The organism is Klebsiella sp. JN_Kp122, from assembly GCF_040062085.1.
GTDB lineage: Bacteria > Pseudomonadota > Gammaproteobacteria > Enterobacterales > Enterobacteriaceae > Klebsiella > Klebsiella aerogenes.
On record NZ_JBEAHW010000019.1, the window covers coordinates 80107 to 99365 of the forward strand.

Sequence of the window (19259 nt, forward strand, 5' to 3'; positions counted from 1 at the left end):
CGGAGGGTGCCATGTCGACACCAGAATCTCAGGACAAAAAAGTCCCCCAGTTCTCGTCATTCAAATTTACCCCGGCGACAGCGCCCGCGGAAAGCTGCTGTACCGATCATAACTGCGCCGGAGAAACCGCCTCCGCTGAGCAGCCGCTCAATGGCGCCCGCTATAGCTGGCAGGTGGAAGGGATGGACTGCGCGGCCTGCGCCCGTAAGGTGGAGACCGCCGTGCGCCAAATCGACGGGGTCAGCCAGGTACAGGTGCTATTCGCCACCGAGAAACTGCTGGTCAATGCCGACAGCGATATCCGTTCGCAGGTTGAAAACGCGGTACGCGCCGCGGGTTATACCCTGCGCGATGCTGACGCGCCGCAGGAAGAGAAACCGCAAGGTTCATGGCTGCAGGAAAACCTGGCGTTATTGAGTCTGGTAGTGATGATGGCGCTCAGCTGGGGGCTGGAGCAGTTTAACCACCCATTCGGCAAACTGGCGTTTGTCGCCACTACCCTCGTCGGCCTGTGGCCGGTTGCCCGTCAGGCGCTGCGGTTAATTAAAAGCGGCAGCTGGTTTGCCATCGAAACGCTGATGAGCGTCGCCGCCATTGGCGCGCTGTTTATCGGCGCCACCGCCGAAGCGGCGATGGTGCTGCTGCTGTTCCTGATCGGCGAACGACTTGAAGGCTGGGCCGCCAGCCGCGCGCGTCAGGGCGTGAGCGCCCTGATGGCGCTCAAACCTGATACCGCTGTTCGCCTGCGCAACGGCGAGCGTGAGACCGTCTCCCAGCGCGACCTGCGTCCTGGCGACGTGATTGAAGTCGCCGCCGGCGGGCGCCTGCCGGCCGATGGCGAGCTGCTATCGCCGTTTGCCAGCTTTGACGAAAGCGCGCTGACCGGCGAATCGGTACCGGTGGAGCGTAAAGCCGGCGAGCGCGTAGCCGCCGGCGCCACCAGCGTCGATCGGCTGGTGCAATTGAGCGTTATCTCCGAACCGGGAGACAGCGCCATTGACCGGATCCTCAAACTAATTGAAGAAGCCGAGGAGCGCCGGGCGCCGATTGAGCGCTTCATCGATCGCTTCAGCCGAATCTACACTCCGGCCATTATGGTAGTTGCCCTGCTGGTTGCCATCGTACCGCCGCTATTCTTCGCCAGCGCCTGGCTGCCGTGGATCTATAAAGGCTTAACGCTGCTGCTGATCGGCTGCCCGTGCGCGCTGGTCATCTCTACCCCGGCGGCGATTACCTCCGGTCTGGCTGTCGCCGCACGGCGCGGAGCGCTGATTAAAGGCGGCGCGGCGCTGGAACAATTGGGCCAGGTGCGCCAGGTGGCGTTCGATAAAACCGGTACTCTGACCATCGGCCAACCGCAGGTCACCCACGTTATCACCACCGCCGACGTTGATGAAAACGGCCTGCTGGCGCTGGCGGCAGCGGTTGAACAAGGCTCCAGCCACCCGCTGGCGCAGGCTATCATCCGCGAAGCGCAGCAGCGTAAGCTGACTCTTCCCGTTGCGCGCAACCAGCGGGCGCTGGCCGGTTCCGGGATAGAAGCCGAGGTCAACGGCAGCCGCATCTTAATCTGCGCGGCCAGTAAGGCCGCCCCCGCTGAACATGAGGCGCAGATCCAGCAACTGGAGAGCGCCGGACAGACGGTGGTGCTGGTGATGCGCGATGATACCTTGCTCGGCATTCTGGCGCTGCGCGATACCCTGCGCGACGATGCGCGTCAGGCGGTGGAAGAGCTGCATCAATTGGGCGTACAAGGGGTGATCCTCACCGGGGATAACCCGCGCGCTGCGGCGGCTATCGCCAATGAACTGGGTCTGCAGTTCCGCGCCGGATTGCTGCCGGCGGACAAAGTGAACGCGGTGATGGCGCTTAACGCCAACGCGCCGCTGGCAATGGTCGGCGACGGTATCAACGATGCCCCGGCGATGAAAGCGGCGACCATCGGTATTGCGATGGGCAGCGGCACCGATGTAGCGCTGGAGACCGCCGACGCGGCGCTGACCCATAACCGCCTCACCGGCCTGGCGCAGATGATTTCGCTGGCGCGCGCCACCCATGCCAATATTCGCCAGAATATCGCCATCGCTTTAGGGTTGAAGGGGATTTTCCTCGTCACGACCCTTCTCGGCCTGACCGGGTTGTGGCTGGCGGTGCTGGCGGATACCGGCGCGACGGTACTGGTAACGGCTAACGCCCTGCGGTTATTGCGTAAAAAGTAAGGTTGAACAGATATTCCCTGCTCGCGCAGCACGGTTCCAGATCGTTAGGTAGCCCGGATAAGGCGCAACGCGCCGCCATCCGGGGGTATTCCCTGCCCGCGCTGCGCTTAGCAGGGCTACGGTTCTGAGCGTTAGGTAGCCCGGATAAGGCGCAACGCGCCGCCATCCGGGGGTATTCCCTGCTCGCGCTGCGCTTAGCAGGGCTGCGGTTCCGGGCCGTTAGATAGCCCGGATAACGCGGATTCAGTGGCTTTTGCGGATCAGGTAGCGGTACGGCAGGGCTTCGGTTTCCTGCGCCACCAGTTCATGCTCCATAAAGAGGCAAAAACCGGGAATATCGCGGGTGGTGGCCGGATCGTCGGCAATAATCAGCAGGGTCTCGCCCACCGGCATGGTACGCACGGTTTTACGCACCATCATCACCGGCTCCGGGCAGCGGAGCCCAAGGGCGTCCAGCGTATGGTCAGGACTGGAAAAAAGTTCGCTCATTTTTATCTCACTTCAACAAAACGGCCCTAGTTTACCCCCACTTCGCCAGTACGCAAGCCAGGTTAACGTTTGCGCGAAAAACAACCATTGCATTACGCTCGCAACGCAGTATCATGCAGCCGTTTTTAATTGGGTTCCCTCACCCCAACGTTCCGCTCCCGATTCCTTCATTGGTATGAAGCATGACGGACATAAAAAGGTCACAATATGAATCCCTTTACTACCGTACAGCGTAAGAAAGCGCTCGTCTGGCTTTCGCTATTTCATCTGCTGGTGATCACCTCCAGCAACTATCTGGTCCAGCTGCCGATCTCCATTTTTGGTTTCCATACCACCTGGGGGGCGTTCAGTTTTCCCTTTATTTTCCTCGCCACCGATCTGACGGTACGCATTTTCGGCGCCCCGCTGGCGCGACGCATCATCTTCGCGGTGATGATCCCGGCGCTGATTATTTCCTATGGCATTTCGGCGCTGTTTTATATGGGCGAATGGCAGGGCTTTGCCGCGCTGGGCACCTTTAATCTGTTCGTCGCCCGTATCGCCGCCGCCAGCTTTATGGCTTATGCGCTGGGGCAAATTCTCGACGTCCACGTTTTCAACCGCCTGCGTCAGAATCGTCGCTGGTGGCTGGCGCCGACGGCGTCGACCCTGTTCGGTAACGTCAGCGATACCCTGGCCTTCTTCTTCATCGCCTTCTGGCGCAGCCCGGATCCGTTTATGGCCGCCCACTGGGGAGAAATCGCCATGGTCGACTACTGCTTCAAAGTGCTTATCAGCATTGTCTTCTTCTTGCCGATGTACGGCGTGCTGTTAAATATGCTGTTGAAAAAACTGGCGGATAAATCTGATTTGTCGGCATTGCAGCCAGGTTAAAGGTACTCGCTAACGGTTGTGATAAGATAACCGGATGAGCCGTTAATGGCCGTTTATCGAAAGGAAGATGTCAATGCGCAATTTGGTTAAATATGTCGGTATTGGCCTGCTGGTTATGGGGCTTGCGGCCTGTGATAACAGCGATTCAAAAGCGCCGACCGTCGGGGCGGCAGCAGAGAGCAATACCAGCGGCCAGGCGATTAGCCTGCTGGATGGTAAACTGAGCTTCACTCTGCCCGCGGGCATGGCCGACCAGAGCGGTAAGCTCGGTACCCAGGCCAACAATATGCATGTCTATTCTGACGCCACCGGCCAGAAAGCGGTGATTGTGATTGTCGGCGACAACACTAATGAAGATCTGGCGGTGCTGTCCAAACGTCTGGAAGATCAGCAGCGCAGCCGCGACCCGCAGCTGCAGGTTGTGTCTAACAAATCGATTGAGATTAAAGGCCACACCTTACAGCAACTGGACAGCATCATCTCCGCCAAAGGTCAGACCGCATGGTCTTCCGTGCTGCTCGGTAAGATCGATGACAAATTGCTGACCCTGCAGGTCACTCTGCCAGCGGACAACCAGCAGCAGGCGCAGACCGAAGCGGAAAGCATCGTCAACACGCTGGTCATTAACTAATTTTATTGCCCTGATGCAGCGGCCTCCGGTTCAACCACCGGGGGCCGTTTTTTTAACCGCCAGCCCAGCAGTAGCGCGGCCATCACCAACCCTGCAGCCGCCAGATAAATCGTCGGTATCCCGGTCCACGCCATCAAAAGCCCGGCCAGCGGCCCGGTTATCCCCAACGACAAATCCATAAATACGGTATAGGTCGCCAGCGCCGAGCCCTGATTGTGCTGCGGCACGGCTTTTACCGCCACCACGCCCAGCGCCGGGAAGACCAGCGAGAAACCCGCGCCGGTGAGGAAAGTCCCGACTTTCGCCATCAGCGGCGTCTGTGCAAAGCCCACCAGCAGCAGGCCAATAACCTCCACGCTAAAACAGAGCATCGCCACGTTCAGGCCGCCGAGGCGGTTAATACCGTTGGGAAAAAGCAGCCGCGTGCCGACAAACGCGCAGCTGAACAGCGTTAACGCAAAGGCCGCGCCGTCCCAGCCTTTCGCGTCATAAAACAGGGTAATAAAGGTCGCGATAACCCCAAAGCCGGCAGAAGCCAACGCCAGCGCCATGCCGTAAGGCCAAACCCGGCCCAGCACCGCGCGAAATGACATCGCTTTCCCTTTCGTTGCCTTCACCGCCGTTCGCGGTAGCGCGCAAATGATAGCCACCAGAGCAACCGCCATAATGACCATCGCCAGGCCGCTGAGGCCAATGTATGAATAGCACAGCACGCCCAGCGGCGCGCCCATCGCCATCGCGCCGTAGGTCACAATGCCGTTCCACGAAATCACCCGCCCGATATGCAGCGAGCCGACAACGCCTACGCCCCATAGCGTCGACCCCGTGCCGGCAAAGCTCTGGCCAATGCCGAGGATCGCTCGTCCAAGGCATAACAGCAGCAGACTCAGCAGTGGCCAACTGCTGCTCCAGGCTGCAAGCAGGTAGCTCAAACCACTCAGGAAACAGCCGCACAGGCCGAAAACGACAATCTTTTTCGGCCCGAACAGATCGGCGTAGCGCCCGGCGTGCGGTCGGCTCAGCAGCGTGGCGAAATACTGCAGACTAATCGCCAGCCCGGCCCAGAAGGCGCTAAAACCCATCACATCGTGAACGTAGCCCGGCAGAACCGCCAACGGCAGGCCGATAGTGAGATAGCTGGCAAAGTTGAAAATAACGACGGAGACAATCCGCAGATTAAGGCGCAGTCCATTGAGTGCCGGTTCGGCGACGGGTTCGGGCATCAGGTTCCACCAGATATTGGCAACAGATATCTACTATTTACCATGTCCGGTCGGTAATTGCAGTTCCCGCTATTGGCGCCATCTATTCAGCGGAATTATCATCCTTTATGGGGAGATTAACGCAATAAATTGCACTAAGCGGTGAAAATACCGAAAATACAGCATTATCTCATCGCAAAGTTTTGCGCTGCGGATATGCTTGGCGTCACCCTTAGCTGGCGAGGCTGATTTTCGGTTGCAAAGCCCCCAATTAACGGCTTCGTGATGGTTATCGCCGGGTTTCGGGTTCTATAAACGTCGCGATCATAGAACTACAGGCTTACCGCGGACGCGCGTAGATGAATTTTACCCTGAACATAATCGACTGGCAGGCGAGAGCGCCTGGGCTTTGCGAAGCCGAACAGTGGCAGCAATGGTCACGGTATTCGCACACCATCGATCCGGCGGCCCCGGCGGCCAAACTCAACGAACTGCCAATGATGACCGCTCGCCGACTTAGCTCCGGCAGCAAGCTGGCGGTTGAATGCGGGCTGGCGATGCTGCGCCGCCATGAGATCGACGCCGTTCTCTATACCAGCCGTCACGGCGAACTAGAGCGCAACTATCGGATCCTCCACGCCCTGGCGATGGAGCAAGCAGTTTCGCCTACCGATTTCGCCTTATCGGTACATAATTCCGCCGTTGGTAATCTGACGATTGCGGCGAAAAAACCCATTGTATCATCATCGCTTTCTGCCGGGCGCGACACTTTCCAGCAGGGATTATATGAAGTCATAGGGCTTCTGCAGGCAGGTCATCAACGCGTGTTGATGGTTGATTTTGATGGTTTTCTGCCGGAGTTTTACCATTCGCAGCTGCCGACGGCTATGCCGACCTGGCCCTATGCGACGGCCTGGGTTATTGAGTCCGGCGGCGAATGGCAGTGCCAGGCTGAGCGCTATGATGCCGTTCCTGAAAGCCCCCTACCGCAAAGCCTGCTGTTTTTACGGCACTATCTGCAGAATTCCCATACGTTCACCCTGCCCGGCGAGCGCGTGCAGTGGCGCTGGAGCCGAGCATGACGCCGCTTTTCCAACGGTTAAATCGCCTGTGGCGCGCGGCGATGACCGGTTTTTGTTTCGCGCTGTTTGGCGTCGGTGGGCTGCTGCTCTCGCTGATCTGGTTCAATCTGCTGCTGATCGTAGTGCGCGATAGCACCCGCCGTCGTCGTCTCGCACGGCGCAGCATTTCCGCCAGCTTTCGCGTTTTTCTTAACGTCGTGAAAGCCGTCGGCGTACTGGACTACCAGATTAAAGGGCGCGAGATTTTACGTCAGGAGCGCGGTTGCCTGGTGGTCGCTAATCATCCCAGCCTCATCGACTACGTGATGCTGGCCTCGGTGATGCCGGAAACCGACTGCCTGGTGAAAAGCGCGTTGCTGAAAAACCCATTTGTCAGCGGCGTGATCCGCGCGGCGGATTATTTGACTAACGATCGCGCCGATACCCTGCTTCCGGCCAGTCGGCAGCGTTTACAGCAGGGCGATACTATTTTGATTTTCCCGGAAGGAACCCGAACGGTGCCGGGAGAAAAAATGCAGCTGCAGCGCGGCGCGGCCAATATCGCCGTGCGCTGCGGCAGCGATTTACGCGTCGTCGTTATCCGCTGTACCGAGCATATGCTGGGCAAACAGAGCAAATGGTACGACCCGCCGCGAACGAAGCCGTTATTTACCGTTGAAGTCGGAGAACGGCTACGAATAGACCAATTTTACGATGCCAACACACAAGAACCGGCGCTGGCCGCACGGCAGTTAAACCGGCATATTTTGCTTAAATTAGAATCAGGCGTTGCGCCTGAAACAGGAATTAATGATGGAAGCGCTCTATCTTGAAATTAAAAATCTGATTATCAGTACATTGAACCTGGACGAGTTGTCCGCTGATGATATCGACACCGATGCCGCGCTGTTTGGCGATGGTCTGGGTCTGGACTCCATCGATGCGCTGGAGTTGGGTCTGGCGGTGAAAAAACAGTACGGCGTGGTGCTGTCGGCAGAAAGCGAAGAGATGCGCCAGCACTTCTTTTCCGTCGCCACGCTGGCATCCTTTATTCAAGCGCAGCGTGCCTGAGGAGAACCGTTATGACCGAACAAAAAGCTATTTACGAAGAAGTCTCCGCGCTGCTGGTGAAGGTGTTTGAAATCGATCCGCAGGATATTAAACCTGAGGCCCGCCTGTACGAAGACCTCGAACTGGACAGCATCGACGCCATCGACATGATCGTCCATCTACAAAAGAAAATCGGCAAGAAAATCAAGCCAGAAGACTTTAAAACCGTACGCACCGTGCAGGACGTGGTCGATGCGGCGGATCGCCTGCTGAAAGAAGCGTAATTCACCGTGTCGGGCATCCGCTCGCTGCCGGTCGTTTCAATTATGACGGGGTTATTACTGCTGACTTGGCCATTTTTGATCTGGTTTGGCCTCGCGCATAACAGCCTGCCATGGCTGTTGCCGCTAATGGCGCTACTGCTGTTTTTACGCTTTCGCCAGACCCGGCGGCAGTCAGGGCCGTTGAGCGTGGTCACTCAGATCGTTGCGGTAGCCGGCATGACGCTGTGCATTGCCAGCTACCTGCTAAAGACCCATCAGCTACTGCTATTTTACCCGGTGGTGGTAAGCGGCGTAATGCTGGCGGTGTTTGGCGGTTCGCTGTGGTCAAGTATGCCTGTAGTCGAGCGCCTGGCGCGGTTGCGGGACCCGGTTCTTCCTGAGCGAGCCGTGCGCTACACCCGCCGGGTCACCCAAATCTGGTGCGCCTTTTTCATCGGCAACGGCGGTATAGCGCTGGTTACCGCGTTATACGGCGATATGTCGCTATGGACGGCGTGGAACGGCATGATTTCCTATCTGCTGATGGGCATGTTGATGGCCGGAGAGTGGCTGGTGCGCCAGCGGGTGAGTAAACGAGATAAACCATGATGCAGCCCCTCACGCTGGCCCAGTGGCTCAGCGCCCCGCGTCCGCCGCAAACGCTGATTGCGTGGCAGGAAGCGCACAGCTGGACGCTGGCGCATCTGCGCTATGATGTCGCTCACCTGCTTAACAACCTGCAACAACAGCCAGGCGAGCGTTGGGCGCTCTGTTTTAACAACAGCTATCTGTTTTTGGTCGCGCTGTTGGCCACGCTGCATGCGGGGAAAACGCCAGTGCTCCCTGGCCATAGCCGAGCGGCGCTATTACACGAACAGCGAGCGCTTTTCGACGGCATCCTGAGCGATAAGCCGCTGCCATGGCGCGGGCCGCTGCGGGTTATCCAGTCCGCCATGGCGACCGCATCCCACGAATACGCGTTCCCGGCGATCGGCGATAACGCCTGCATTGAGCTTTTTACCTCCGGTTCTACCGGTGAACCAAAGCGAATTAGTAAGCCCGTTAAGAGTCTCGACCGCGAGGCGGCGCTGATAGCCGCGCACTATGCCGGGCGCCTGGCAGGCAGTCGAGTAGTGGCATCAGTGGCGCCACAGCACTTGTACGGCCTGACGTTCCGTCTGTTCCTGCCAATGGCGCTGGGGTTGCCGCTGCACGCGGCGATGATTGAGTACGCCGAGCAGCTGGCGGCATTAAGCCATGATCATCATTATTTGTTTATCAGTAGCCCGGCTTTTCTCAAACGTCTCGACTATCGGCTTACCCCGCCACCGGTCGCGATGATTTTGTCCGCCGGCGGCAAGCTGCCCTGGCAGGATGCCGTGCACACCGCTAACTGGTTCAATACCTGGCCGGATGAAATCTACGGCAGCACGGAAAGCGGGGTTATCGCCTGCCGCCAGCGCCTGCAAGATAATGCACCGTGGCAGCCGTTCCCCGGCATCCGCTTTCAGCCGCAGGGCAACACAATTCGTCTATTTTCGCCGCTTATCGCCGACGATAACGGCCTGGTTATCGATGATATTTTGCATTTCAATGAAAGCGGTCAATTCCAGCTGGCAGGTCGTCGCGACCGGGTAGTGAAAATTGAAGAGAAGCGCATTTCGCTAAGCGAAGTGGAATACCGGTTACTGCAACTGGATGGCATTCTTGAGGCCGCCGTCCTGCCGATTACCCGCGGCAGCCGCCAGAGCGTTGGCGCGTTGTTAGTGCTCGATCATGACGCCCGTCGCCGCTGGGGGAAAAGCCAGGAATTACAATGGCGGAAAGCGCTGCGCGCCTCTCTGGAACCTGTGGCCATCCCTCGCTACTGGCGGGTGGTTGACGAGATCCCCGTTAATAGCATGAATAAGCGTGTCTACGCGCAATTACAGGAGTTATTTCATGAAGCCCCATGAAATTGAGCGCCGTCAGCCGCAAGCCGATCGGGTTGAAATCGTGCTCTCTCTCGACCCGGCGCTATTCTGGTTTCGCGGCCATTTTGCCGTGCAGCCGCTGCTACCCGGCGTCGCACAGATCGATTGGGCGATGCATTACGCCACCCGCCTGCTCGCGCCCGGCTGGCGCTTTCATGACATTCAGAACGTGAAATTTCAGTCGCCGCTGCTGCCGGGCGCGATCGTCACGCTCACCCTGACATGGCAAGAGGCGCGCCAGACCCTGACCTTTAACTATCAGCTCCATGACGGTGAAACCCGGCACACCGCCAGCAGCGGGAAAATTCGCTTATGCCGCTAGCTTTCTCTCCCTGCGTGCTGATCCCCTGCTATAACCACGGCGCCATGATGCCACGGGTGCTGGCGCGCCTGCAGCCCTTTGGCCTGCCTTGCATCGTGGTGGACGACGGCAGCGATAGCAGTACGCGGCAGCAGTTGGAGCGGCTGGCGGCGGAAACCGCTAATCTGACCTTAATCCGCTTACCACAGAACGCCGGCAAAGGCGCAGCGGTGATCCGTGGGCTACAGGCCGCAGCTCAAGCCGGGTTCAGCCACGCGGTGCAGGTCGATGCCGATGGTCAGCACGCCATCGAAGATATTCCGCAACTGTTGGCGCTGGCGCAGGCCCATCCCGAAGCGCTGATTTCCGGCCAACCGATTTACGACGACTCCATCCCGCGTTCCCGCCTCTACGGGCGCTGGATAACCCACGTCTGGGTATGGATTGAAACGCTGTCGCTGCAGTTGAAAGACAGCATGTGCGGTTTTCGCGTCTACCCGGTGACGCCAACGCTACAGCTGGCGCAGCGCGTGTCACTCGGCCAGCGAATGGATTTTGATACCGAAGTGATGGTGCGCCTCTACTGGCAGGGAAATACCAGCTATTTTGCGCCAACCCGCGTGACCTACCCGCCGGACGGTTTGTCGCATTTTGATGCCATCAAAGATAACTGCCGCATCTCGCTGATGCACACGCGTCTGTTCCTCGGCATGCTGCCGCGGATCCCCTCGCTGTTGTTTCGCCGCGCCTCGCCGCACTGGGCGCGTCAGCAGGAGGTAAAAGGATTATGGGGAATGCGCCTGATGCTACTGGTGTGGCGGCTGCTGGGGCGCAAGGCGTTCTCGCTGCTGCTTTATCCGGTGGTCGGCGTGTACTGGCTGATGGCCGCGACGGCCCGCCGTGCTTCGCAACAATGGATAACCCGCGTGCGCGAACAGCTCGCCGCGCGCCAGATGCCGATACCGCCAACGCTAACCAGCTATCGGCACTTCCAGCGCTTCGGCGAGGCGATGCTGGATAAAATCGCCAGCTGGCGCGGCGAATTGCAGTTCGGCCGCGACGTGGTTTTTACCGCAGGCGCCGAGGAGACGCTAAATATCAGCGATCCGCGGGGGAAGCTGCTGTTGGTTTCGCATCTCGGCGATGTCGAAGCCTGCCGCGCGCTGGCGCAACTACAGGGCGGCAAAACCATCAACGCTCTGGTATTCAGCGAAAATGCGCAACGTTTTAAACAGATTATGACGGAAATGGCCCCTCAGGCCGGGCTCAACCTGATGCCGGTGAACGATATCGGCCCGGATACCGCCATCCTGTTGCAAGAAAAGCTGGATCGCGGCGAGTGGATCGCGATTGTCGGCGACCGTATTGCGGTTAACCCGCAGCGTGGCGGCGAATGGCGTGTCTGCTGGAGCCGTTTTATGGGGCAAGCCGCCCCCTTCCCGCAGGGGCCATTTATCCTCGCCGCCATTTTGCGCTGCCCGGTTAATTTGCTTTTCGCTCTCCGCCAGCAGGGCAAACTGCGCATTTACTGCGAGCCGTTCGCCGACCCGCTGCTATTACCGCGCGCCGATCGCCAACAGGCATTGCAACACATCATCGACCGCTACGCCGAACGGCTGGAACACTACGCGCTGCAGTCGCCGCTCGACTGGTTTAACTTTTTCGATTTCTGGCGTTTGCCGGATCCCAAAGACAAGGAGTAAAGGGTGCTTAACGATCCCCGTTTTACTGCTGAAGTAGAGCTGACTATTCCGTTTCATGACATCGATATGATGGGCGTCGTGTGGCATGGCAACTATTTCCGCTACTTCGAAATTGCCCGTGAGGCGCTGCTTAACCAGTTCAACTACGGCTACCGGCAGATGAAAGCCTCAGGCTATTTGTGGCCGGTGGTCGATACCCGCGTAAAATACCGCGACGTTATCACCTTCGAGCAGCGCATTCGCGTGCGCGCGCGGATAGAAGAGTTTGAGAACCGCCTACGCATTGGCTACGAAATTTTTGATGTCGATAGCGGCAAGCGCACCACCACCGGCTACACCATCCAGGTTGCGGTGGATGAAAACAGCCGCGAGATGTGTTTCGTCAGCCCGGATATCCTGTTTGAACGCATGGGGGTTACGCCATGAGATTACTGCTGCTGTTAGGGCTGTTTATCAGCCCGCTGGTCAGCGCCCTCACGCTTGATGACCTGCAAAAACAATTTAGCGAACAGCCGGTGGTGCGCGCCCACTTCGATCAAGTTCGCACGATTAAGGATCTGCCGCAGCCGCTGCGATCCCAGGGGCAGATGTTGATCGCCCGCGATAAGGGGTTGCTGTGGGATCAAACCTCGCCGTTCCCGATGCAGCTGTTGCTGGATGACAAACGGATGGTGCAGGCGATCAACGGCCAGCCGCCGCAAACCATTACTGCCGAAAACAATCCGCAAATGTTCCAGTTCAACCATTTGCTGCGCGCGCTGTTCCAGGCGGATCGAAAAGTCCTGGAAGATAACTTCCGCGTGGAATTTGCCGATAAAGGCGAAGGCCAGTGGACGCTGCGCCTGACGCCCATAACTACGCCGCTGGATAAGATTTTTGCCCGCATCGATTTGGCCGGGAAAGACTATCTGGAACATATTCAGCTCAACGACAAGCAAGGCGATCGCACCGAGATCACCCTTTCCCAACACCAATTGACGCCTGCGCAACTGACCGATGACGAACGCCAACGCTTTGCCGCCCAGTAAACGCCCCGCGTTGTTATGGGCCGTCGCCTGCCTGCTCCTGGCGGGCGCGCTGCTGGCACTGCTGCCGCAGGCCCGGCTCAACAGCAGCGTACTGGCGATGCTGCCGAAGCAGACGCTTGGCGCAATCCCGCCCAGCCTGAACGACGGTTTTATGCAGCGCCTTGACCGCCAGCTGGTCTGGCTGGTCAGCCCCGGTAAACAGGCCGATCCGCAGGTGGCCGGCGACTGGCTGCGTCTGCTGCAAACCTCGAAAGCGCTGGCAGACGTCAAAGGCCCAATGAATGCCGATAATCAGCAGGCCTGGGGGACCTTTTTCTGGCAGCATCGTAACGGTTTAATTGACCCCGCTACCCGCGCGCGCCTGCAAAACGGCGGCGAAGCGCAGGCGCAATGGATCCTCTCACAGCTCTATTCGGCATTTTCCGGCGTCAGCGGCAAAGAACTGCAAAACGATCCGCTGATGTTGATGCGCGGCTCGCAGCTGGCGATGGCGAAAGGCGGCCAGCGGATGCAACTGCAGGATGGCTGGCTGGTGACCAAAGATGCCCAGGGCAACCTCTGGTATCTGTTGCATGGCGAACTGGCGGGTTCCTCATTCGATATGCAGAAGACGCACCGGCTGGTCACTACGCTCGGCGAGCTGGAGAAGCAGTGGAAAACGCAGCATCCGCAGGCGCAGCTGCTGTCGCGCGGCACCGTGTTCTATAGCGATTACGCCAGTCAGCAGGCGAAGCACGATATTTCTACACTCGGCGCGGCGACGCTGTTCGGCGTGATCCTGCTTATCGTCGCGACGTTTCGTTCGCTGCGCCCGCTGCTGCTGTGCCTGATTTCCATCGCCATCGGCGCGCTGGCCGGCACCGTCGTCACGCTGCTGCTATTTGGCGAGCTGCATCTGATGACCCTGGTGATGAGCATGAGCATCATCGGCATCTCCGCCGACTATACGCTCTATTATCTGACCGAACGGATGGTGCATGGCGCGGAATCAACCCCGTGGCAAAGCCTCGCCAAAGTGCGTCATGCGTTGCTGCTGGCGCTACTTACTACCGTGGCGGCTTATCTGATTATGATGCTGGCCCCCTTTCCGGCGATTCGCCAGATGGCGCTCTTCGCGGCGGTCGGCCTGAGCGCCTCGTGTCTAACGGTAATTTTCTGGCATCCATGGTTGTGCCGTGGACTTCCCGTGCGCCCGGTTCCGGCGATGGCATTGTTGTTACGCTGGCTTGCCGCCTGGCGACGCCATAAAAAGCTGTCCATCGGCCTCCCCGTCGCGCTGGCCCTGTTCTCATTGGCGGGTCTCGCGACGCTGCGGGTGGATGATGATATTTCGCAGCTCCAGGCGTTGCCGCAGGATATCCTGGCCCAGGAAAAAGCCATCACCGCGCTCACCGGGCAAAGCGTCGATCAAAAGTGGTTTGTGATTTACGGCAAAACGGCCCAGCAGACGCTGCAGCGCCTGGAGGCATTTATGCCCGCGCTGACGCAGGCGCAAAGCGACGGCCTGCTCGGCGGATATCGCGCTATCCCCCTGAATTCACTCGCTCGCCAACAGCAGGATCTTGCCCTGCTGCAACGCGCCGCGCCCACCGTCAGTAACGTACTGAACCACGCCGGACTGGCAACGATCAATCCCGATCTCAACCCGATGCCAGTGACCGTCGACGTCTGGCTTGCCAGCCCGGCCAGCGAAGGCTGGCGACTGCTGTGGCTGACGCTGCCGGATGGCGAAAGCGGCGTACTGGTCCCGGTGAGCGGCGTGAAAGACAGCGCGGCGCTAAAAACGCTTAGTACACAACAGGCTGGCGTTGCGTGGGTCGATCGCAAAAGCGATTTCGACCAGTTGTTCGCGCTCTACCGCCACATTCTAACCGGCCTGCTGGGCGTTGCGCTGGCGGTGATTGCCTGCGGCGCTATGCTCCGCCTTGGCTGGCGCAAAGGGCTGGTTAGCCTGGTGCCGTCGGTATTGTCGCTGGGATGCGGGCTGGCGGTGCTGGCATTTAGCGGCCACGCGGTTAACCTGTTCTCCTTGCTGGCGCTGGTGCTGGTACTGGGCATCGGCATTAACTACACGCTGTTTTTCAGCAACCCGCGCGGTACGCCGCTGACATCGCTGCTGGCGGTCACCCTGGCGATGATGACCACCTTATTGACGCTCGGCATGTTGGTGTTTAGCACCACGCAGGCCATTAGCAGTTTTGGTATTGTTTTGGTAAGCGGCATTTTCGCCGCCTTCCTGCTTTCGCCGTTAGCGATGCCGACCAAAAAAGAGAAAAAAAGACGATGAGAAGACCATCATTCTGGCGCGCCTTCGCGCTACTCGCCGCCTTATTGCTGGCCGGCTGCAGCCGTTCGCAGCCGGAGCCGCAAGGCCGCCCGCAGGCGTGGCTGGAACCGGGTACGCGCGTCACGTTGCCGCCGCCTGGTATCTCGCCGGACATCAGCTCGCAGCAGTTGCTCACCGGCAGCTTCAACGGCCAAACCCAGTCGCTGCTGGTCATGCTCAATGCCGATGATAAAAAGCTCACGCTGGCGGGTCTGTCGTCCGTCGGTATCCGCCTGTTCCTGGTGACCTATGATGAAAGAGGGCTGCGCGCTGAACAGTCGATGGTGGTTCCGCAACTGCCGCCAGCCAGCCAGGTGCTGGCCGATGTGATGCTCAGCCACTGGCCGGTTAGCGCATGGCTGCCGCAGTTGCCAAAAGGGTGGACGTTGACCGAGCGCGGCGACAAACGCGAACTACGTAACGCGCGCGGGAAGCTGGTCACCGAAATCACCTATATCAACCGCAAAGGCCAGCGCGTGCCGATCAGCATCGAACAGCACGTCTTTAAATACCACATCACCATTCAATACCTGGGTGACTGAGATGATCTACATTTCCGCCGTCGGCATGATTAACGCGCTGGGCCGCGATAACGATGAAATCGCCGCCAATCTGGCTCGCGGTATCGCGCCCGGCATGCGTCCGCGCGAGGGGTGGCTACAGGGGCATCCGCAGGCGGTTTTCGCGGGCGTGGACGGCGAATTGCCCGCCATTCCCGATACCTTTAGCGCCCATCGTTCGCGCAATAATCAGCTGCTGCTGGCGGTGCTGGCGCAAATTCAGCCGCAGGTGGATCGCGCCATCGCCCAATACGGACGAGAGCGCGTGGCCGTGGTGCTCGGCACCAGCACCTCGGGGCTGGATGAGGGTGACGCGCATGTCACCCTGACGCTTGGCGGCAAGGAAAGCGCGGCCTGGCAATATCCGCAACAGGAGCTGGGCGACCCATCGCGTTTTCTCAGCCACTGGCTGGCGCTGGATGGCCCGGCATTTACGCTGTCAACCGCCTGCTCCTCCAGCGCCAGAGCGATTATCAGCGGACGCCGACTAATTGAAGCCGGTCTGGCGGATGTGGCGATCGTCGGCGGCGCGGACACCCTCAGCCGAATGCCGATCAACGGCTTTCACAGTCTGGAATCGCTCTCCACGACGCAGTGCCAGCCGTTTGCCCGCGACCGTAACGGTATCACTATCGGCGAAGGGGCGGCGCTGATGCTGTTGACCCGCGAACCGCAGCCAGTCGCGCTACTGGGTATCGGCGAGTCCAGCGACGCCTGGCATATTTCCGCCCCGCATCCTGAAGGAGAGGGGGCGATCCGCGCCATCCAGCAGGCGCTGGGGGATGCGGGCATCGCCCCTGAACAAGTGGGTTATATCAACCTGCACGGCACCGCCACGCTGCTTAACGATAGAATAGAGTCTCACGTCATCAACGCGCTATTTGGCGTTCGGGTACCCTGTAGTTCAACGAAACACCTGACCGGACACACGCTGGGCGCCGCGGGGATCACCGAAGCCGCCATCGGCATGCTGATTCTGCAGCGAAACCTGCCGCTGCCAGCGCAGGATTTCAGCCAGTCGCCGCGCGATGAAACACTACCGCCATGCGGGATCATCGAACATCCCCAGCCGCTGCCGCGACCGATTATCCTGTCGAACTCTTTTGCTTTTGGCGGTAACAACGCCAGTATCCTGCTCGGGAGCATTCAATGAACCACTATTTATCGCCCGGCGACTATCTACCGCACGATGCACCGATGCTGCTGCTGGAAGAGGTCGTCAATGTGACCGACGAAACCGCGACCTGCCGGGTCACGGTCTCGCCCCATAGCGTCCTGGCGCCATTTCTCGATGCCGAGGGCAATCTCCCCGGTTGGTTCGCCCTTGAATTAATGGCGCAAACCGTCGGCGTCTGGTCCGGCTGGCACCGCCTGCAAAAAGGGCAAGCGTCCATCTCATTAGGTATGGTGCTTGGCGCGCGAGAATTAGTCTGCGCGGCCGGCTCCCTGCCGCGCGGCAAAGCACTGTCCATTACCGTTAAACTGCTCATGCAGGACGAGCGTTTCGCTAGCTTCGAAGGCGCCGTGATGGCGGACGATGACCTGCTGGCCAGCGGAAGGGTTAATACCTTCCAGCCAACGCCAACAGAACTTAACACCCTATTTCAACAAGGAGCGTCAGAATGAGTCGTTCAGTTTTGGTTACCGGCGCCAGCAAAGGTATCGGTCGCGCCATTGCCTGCCAGCTGGCGGCGGACGGTTTTATGGTAGGCGTCCACTATCATCGCGACACGTCAGGCGCGCAGCAGACGCTGGAGGCGATTACCGCCGCCGGCGGCGCGGGGCGTCTGCTGAGCTTTGACGTCGCCAATCGCACGCAGTGCCGCGAAGTCCTTGAGCAGGATATGGCCGAACACGGCGCGTGGTACGGCATTATCAGCAACGCCGGCATCGCCCGCGACGGCGCCTTCCCGGCGCTCGGCGAAAACGACTGGGACGCGGTGATCCATACCAACCTCGACAGCTTCTACAACGTCATTCACCCATGCATCATGCCGATGATTAGCGCACGCCAGGGCGGGCGCATCATCACGCTCTCTTCCGTTTCCGGCGTGATGGGCAACCGCGGTCAGGTCAACTATAGCGCCGCCAAGGCGGGGATCATCGGCGCCACCAAAGCGCTGGCGATTGAACTGGCGAAGCGCAAAATCACCGTGAACTGCATCGCCCCCGGGCTTATCGACACCGGGATGATCGAAATGGAAGAGGCCGCGTTGAAAGAGGCGATGTCGATGATCCCGATGAAACGCATGGGACAGGCGGAAGAAGTGGCGGGGCTGGCGAGTTATTTAATGTCGGATGTGGCGGGTTATGTCACCCGGCAGGTCATTTCTATCAATGGGGGGATGTTATGACACGCCGTGTGGTCATTACCGGGATGGGCGGCGTCACCGCATTTGGCGAAAAATGGCAGGATGTCTCGGCGGGGCTGAAGAGATATAAAAACGCCGTACGCGCCATGCCGGAGTGGCGTATTTACGACGGGCTGCATACGCTGCTGGGCGCGCCGATCGATGATTTCACTCTGCCCGACCACTATACCCGCAAGCGCATTCGCGCGATGGGGCGCGTATCGTTACTTTCCACCCGCGCCACTGAACTGGCGCTGGAGCAAGCCGGGCTTATCGACGATGCCATACTGAGTAACGGCGAAACCGGCATCGCCTACGGTTCATCAACCGGCAGTACCGCCCCGATGAGCGAATTCGCCACCATGTTGACGGAAAAGCATACCAATAATATTACTGCTACCACCTACGTGCAGATGATGCCGCATACCACCGCCGTCAATACGGGCCTGTTTTTTGGCCTGCGCGGCCGCGTGATCCCGACGTCCAGCGCCTGTACCTCCGGAAGCCAGGCGATTGGTTACGCCTGGGAAGCGATTCGCCACGGCTATCAAACGGTGATGGTCGCCGGCGGCGCGGAAGAGCTTTGCCCGTCGGAGGCCGCGGTATTCGATACTCTGTTTGCCACCAGCCAGCGCAATGAGCAGCCCGACATTACCCCCTCCCCCTTTGATGTGCTGCGTGATGGGCTGGTGATTGGCGAAGGGGCCGGTACTCTCATTCTGGAAGAACTGGAGCACGCCAAAGCACGCGGGGCGACCATTTACGGCGAAATCATCGGCTTCGCCACCAACTGCGATGCTGCGCATATCACTCAACCGCAGCGTGAAACCATGCAGATCTGCATGGAACAATCATTAAAAATAGCAGGCCTGAGCGCCCGGGATATCGGCTACATTTCGGCCCACGGCACCGCGACCGACCGCGGCGATATCGCCGAAAGCCAGGCGACGGCGGCGATTTACGGCGATAGCGTGCCGATCTCCTCGCTGAAAAGCTATTTCGGCCATACCCTTGGCGCCTGCGGGGCGCTGGAAGCGTGGATGAGTCTGCAGATGATGCGCGAGGGCTGGTTCGCGCCAACGCTGAATTTGCATAATCCGGACGCCAATTGCGGAGAACTGGATTACATCATGGGCGAAGCGCGCCAGATTGATTGTGAATTCCTGCAGAGTAACAACTTCGCCTTCGGCGGTATTAACACCTCAATGATTATTCAGCGCTGGTCCTGA

At 59.2% G+C, this 19259-nt stretch carries 21 protein-coding genes; 19 read left to right on the plus strand and 2 right to left on the minus strand.

Translation table 11 applies throughout. The features are described 5' to 3' along the window. Positions 1-11: 11 nt before the first annotated feature. Positions 12-2219 carry a Zn(II)/Cd(II)/Pb(II) translocating P-type ATPase ZntA gene (gene zntA / locus ABLU78_RS07745; RefSeq protein WP_048229960.1) on the plus strand — a complete coding sequence of 736 codons (2208 nt, stop codon included), beginning with the start codon at positions 12-14 and terminating at the stop codon, positions 2217-2219. A gap of 243 nt (positions 2220-2462) precedes the next feature. Here zntA and tusA read toward each other — a convergent pair whose 3' ends face one another. Further along, positions 2463-2708, minus strand: coding sequence for a sulfurtransferase TusA (gene tusA / locus ABLU78_RS07750; protein ID WP_015703711.1), 246 nt, complete (start codon positions 2706-2708; stop codon positions 2463-2465). A 207-nt stretch (positions 2709-2915) separates the two neighbouring features. On the opposite strand from tusA, the gene ABLU78_RS07755 reads away from it, so the two are divergent. Continuing rightward, positions 2916-3581 (plus strand): 7-cyano-7-deazaguanine/7-aminomethyl-7-deazaguanine transporter, encoded by a 666-nt coding sequence (locus ABLU78_RS07755; RefSeq protein ID WP_032709333.1) that lies wholly within the window; start codon positions 2916-2918, stop codon positions 3579-3581. A 73-nt stretch (positions 3582-3654) separates the two neighbouring features. Continuing rightward, positions 3655-4212 (plus strand): DcrB family lipoprotein, encoded by a 558-nt coding sequence (locus tag ABLU78_RS07760; RefSeq protein WP_015369308.1) that lies wholly within the window; start codon positions 3655-3657, stop codon positions 4210-4212. 2 nt (positions 4213-4214) lie between these two features. On the opposite strand, the gene ABLU78_RS07765 is transcribed toward ABLU78_RS07760, so the two are convergent. Continuing rightward, complete coding sequence (locus tag ABLU78_RS07765) at positions 4215-5435, minus strand: MFS transporter (protein WP_323806277.1); 1221 nt, start codon at positions 5433-5435, stop codon at positions 4215-4217. A gap of 338 nt (positions 5436-5773) precedes the next feature. Between ABLU78_RS07765 and ABLU78_RS07770 the strand changes: the two genes are divergently transcribed. The 16 genes from ABLU78_RS07770 to ABLU78_RS07845 are packed head-to-tail and all read left to right on the plus strand — an operon-like array spanning position 5774 to position 19259. Beyond that, positions 5774-6496, plus strand: a complete 723-nt coding sequence (locus ABLU78_RS07770) for a beta-ketoacyl synthase chain length factor (protein ID WP_048229957.1) — start codon at positions 5774-5776, stop codon at positions 6494-6496. After that, positions 6493-7308 (plus strand): lysophospholipid acyltransferase family protein, encoded by an 816-nt coding sequence (locus ABLU78_RS07775; RefSeq protein WP_048229955.1) that lies wholly within the window; start codon positions 6493-6495, stop codon positions 7306-7308. Before ABLU78_RS07770 ends, ABLU78_RS07775 begins: the two co-directional genes overlap by 4 nt. Next, positions 7289-7546 carry a phosphopantetheine-binding protein gene (locus ABLU78_RS07780; protein WP_015369304.1) on the plus strand — a complete coding sequence of 86 codons (258 nt, stop codon included), beginning with the start codon at positions 7289-7291 and terminating at the stop codon, positions 7544-7546. The genes ABLU78_RS07775 and ABLU78_RS07780 overlap by 20 nt, the downstream gene beginning before the upstream one ends. A gap of 11 nt (positions 7547-7557) precedes the next feature. Next, a complete protein-coding gene (locus tag ABLU78_RS07785; RefSeq protein ID WP_015369303.1) occupies positions 7558-7809 on the plus strand; it encodes an acyl carrier protein in 252 nt (83 codons plus the stop codon). Between the two features lie 6 nt (positions 7810-7815). After that, complete coding sequence (locus ABLU78_RS07790; RefSeq protein ID WP_048229953.1) at positions 7816-8397, plus strand: hypothetical protein; 582 nt, start codon at positions 7816-7818, stop codon at positions 8395-8397. Then, the gene (locus tag ABLU78_RS07795) at positions 8394-9743 is read left to right on the plus strand and encodes an AMP-binding protein (RefSeq protein WP_116328461.1); all 1350 of its coding nucleotides are present in this window, start codon (positions 8394-8396) and stop codon (positions 9741-9743) included. Before ABLU78_RS07790 ends, ABLU78_RS07795 begins: the two co-directional genes overlap by 4 nt. Further along, a complete protein-coding gene (locus ABLU78_RS07800; RefSeq protein WP_048229948.1) occupies positions 9730-10083 on the plus strand; it encodes a beta-hydroxyacyl-ACP dehydratase in 354 nt (117 codons plus the stop codon). The genes ABLU78_RS07795 and ABLU78_RS07800 overlap by 14 nt, the downstream gene beginning before the upstream one ends. Then, complete coding sequence (locus ABLU78_RS07805) at positions 10074-11765, plus strand: glycosyltransferase family 2 protein (protein ID WP_048229946.1); 1692 nt, start codon at positions 10074-10076, stop codon at positions 11763-11765. Before ABLU78_RS07800 ends, ABLU78_RS07805 begins: the two co-directional genes overlap by 10 nt. 3 nt (positions 11766-11768) lie before the next feature. Next, positions 11769-12191, plus strand: a complete 423-nt coding sequence (locus ABLU78_RS07810; RefSeq protein WP_015369298.1) for a thioesterase family protein — start codon at positions 11769-11771, stop codon at positions 12189-12191. After that, positions 12188-12793, plus strand: coding sequence for an outer membrane lipoprotein carrier protein LolA (locus tag ABLU78_RS07815; protein WP_020077756.1), 606 nt, complete (start codon positions 12188-12190; stop codon positions 12791-12793). Before ABLU78_RS07810 ends, ABLU78_RS07815 begins: the two co-directional genes overlap by 4 nt. After that, positions 12762-15080, plus strand: a complete 2319-nt coding sequence (locus ABLU78_RS07820; protein WP_048229944.1) for an MMPL family transporter — start codon at positions 12762-12764, stop codon at positions 15078-15080. Before ABLU78_RS07815 ends, ABLU78_RS07820 begins: the two co-directional genes overlap by 32 nt. After that, positions 15077-15661 carry a DUF3261 domain-containing protein gene (locus ABLU78_RS07825; protein ID WP_015703722.1) on the plus strand — a complete coding sequence of 195 codons (585 nt, stop codon included), beginning with the start codon at positions 15077-15079 and terminating at the stop codon, positions 15659-15661. The genes ABLU78_RS07820 and ABLU78_RS07825 overlap by 4 nt, the downstream gene beginning before the upstream one ends. 1 nt (position 15662) lies before the next feature. Then, entirely contained in the window at positions 15663-16832 is a 1170-nt protein-coding gene (locus tag ABLU78_RS07830; protein WP_048229943.1) for a beta-ketoacyl-[acyl-carrier-protein] synthase family protein, read from the plus strand. Further along, positions 16829-17305: a 3-hydroxy-fatty acyl-ACP dehydratase gene (locus ABLU78_RS07835; RefSeq protein ID WP_015369293.1), complete on the plus strand. Its 477-nt coding sequence runs from the start codon at positions 16829-16831 to the stop codon at positions 17303-17305. The genes ABLU78_RS07830 and ABLU78_RS07835 overlap by 4 nt, the downstream gene beginning before the upstream one ends. Then, on the plus strand, positions 17302-18033 hold the full coding sequence (locus ABLU78_RS07840; RefSeq protein WP_048229940.1) for a 3-ketoacyl-ACP reductase FabG2: 732 nt from the start codon (positions 17302-17304) through the stop codon (positions 18031-18033). The genes ABLU78_RS07835 and ABLU78_RS07840 overlap by 4 nt, the downstream gene beginning before the upstream one ends. Next, positions 18030-19259, plus strand: coding sequence for a beta-ketoacyl-ACP synthase (locus ABLU78_RS07845; protein WP_015703725.1), 1230 nt, complete (start codon positions 18030-18032; stop codon positions 19257-19259). The genes ABLU78_RS07840 and ABLU78_RS07845 overlap by 4 nt, the downstream gene beginning before the upstream one ends.

What these genes read in the sequence shown, in the direction of transcription:
- ABLU78_RS07755 (WP_032709333.1), top strand. Translation starts at nt 2,916, where the DNA reads ATGAATCCCTTTACTACCGTACAGCGTAAGAAAGCGCTCGTCTGGCTT.
- tusA (WP_015703711.1), bottom strand. Translation starts at nt 2,708, where the DNA reads ATGAGCGAACTTTTTTCCAGTCCTGACCATACGCTGGACGCCCTTGGG.
- ABLU78_RS07805 (WP_048229946.1), top strand. Translation starts at nt 10,074, where the DNA reads ATGCCGCTAGCTTTCTCTCCCTGCGTGCTGATCCCCTGCTATAACCAC.
- ABLU78_RS07820 (WP_048229944.1), top strand. Translation starts at nt 12,762, where the DNA reads ATGACGAACGCCAACGCTTTGCCGCCCAGTAAACGCCCCGCGTTGTTA.
- ABLU78_RS07800 (WP_048229948.1), top strand. Translation starts at nt 9,730, where the DNA reads ATGAAGCCCCATGAAATTGAGCGCCGTCAGCCGCAAGCCGATCGGGTT.
- ABLU78_RS07835 (WP_015369293.1), top strand. Translation starts at nt 16,829, where the DNA reads ATGAACCACTATTTATCGCCCGGCGACTATCTACCGCACGATGCACCG.
- ABLU78_RS07780 (WP_015369304.1), top strand. Translation starts at nt 7,289, where the DNA reads ATGGAAGCGCTCTATCTTGAAATTAAAAATCTGATTATCAGTACATTG.
- ABLU78_RS07830 (WP_048229943.1), top strand. Translation starts at nt 15,663, where the DNA reads ATGATCTACATTTCCGCCGTCGGCATGATTAACGCGCTGGGCCGCGAT.
- ABLU78_RS07845 (WP_015703725.1), top strand. Translation starts at nt 18,030, where the DNA reads ATGACACGCCGTGTGGTCATTACCGGGATGGGCGGCGTCACCGCATTT.
- zntA (WP_048229960.1), top strand. Translation starts at nt 12, where the DNA reads ATGTCGACACCAGAATCTCAGGACAAAAAAGTCCCCCAGTTCTCGTCA.
- ABLU78_RS07840 (WP_048229940.1), top strand. Translation starts at nt 17,302, where the DNA reads ATGAGTCGTTCAGTTTTGGTTACCGGCGCCAGCAAAGGTATCGGTCGC.
- ABLU78_RS07785 (WP_015369303.1), top strand. Translation starts at nt 7,558, where the DNA reads ATGACCGAACAAAAAGCTATTTACGAAGAAGTCTCCGCGCTGCTGGTG.
- ABLU78_RS07815 (WP_020077756.1), top strand. Translation starts at nt 12,188, where the DNA reads ATGAGATTACTGCTGCTGTTAGGGCTGTTTATCAGCCCGCTGGTCAGC.
- ABLU78_RS07775 (WP_048229955.1), top strand. Translation starts at nt 6,493, where the DNA reads ATGACGCCGCTTTTCCAACGGTTAAATCGCCTGTGGCGCGCGGCGATG.
- ABLU78_RS07760 (WP_015369308.1), top strand. Translation starts at nt 3,655, where the DNA reads ATGCGCAATTTGGTTAAATATGTCGGTATTGGCCTGCTGGTTATGGGG.
- ABLU78_RS07825 (WP_015703722.1), top strand. Translation starts at nt 15,077, where the DNA reads ATGAGAAGACCATCATTCTGGCGCGCCTTCGCGCTACTCGCCGCCTTA.
- ABLU78_RS07770 (WP_048229957.1), top strand. Translation starts at nt 5,774, where the DNA reads ATGAATTTTACCCTGAACATAATCGACTGGCAGGCGAGAGCGCCTGGG.
- ABLU78_RS07765 (WP_323806277.1), bottom strand. Translation starts at nt 5,435, where the DNA reads ATGCCCGAACCCGTCGCCGAACCGGCACTCAATGGACTGCGCCTTAAT.
- ABLU78_RS07795 (WP_116328461.1), top strand. Translation starts at nt 8,394, where the DNA reads ATGATGCAGCCCCTCACGCTGGCCCAGTGGCTCAGCGCCCCGCGTCCG.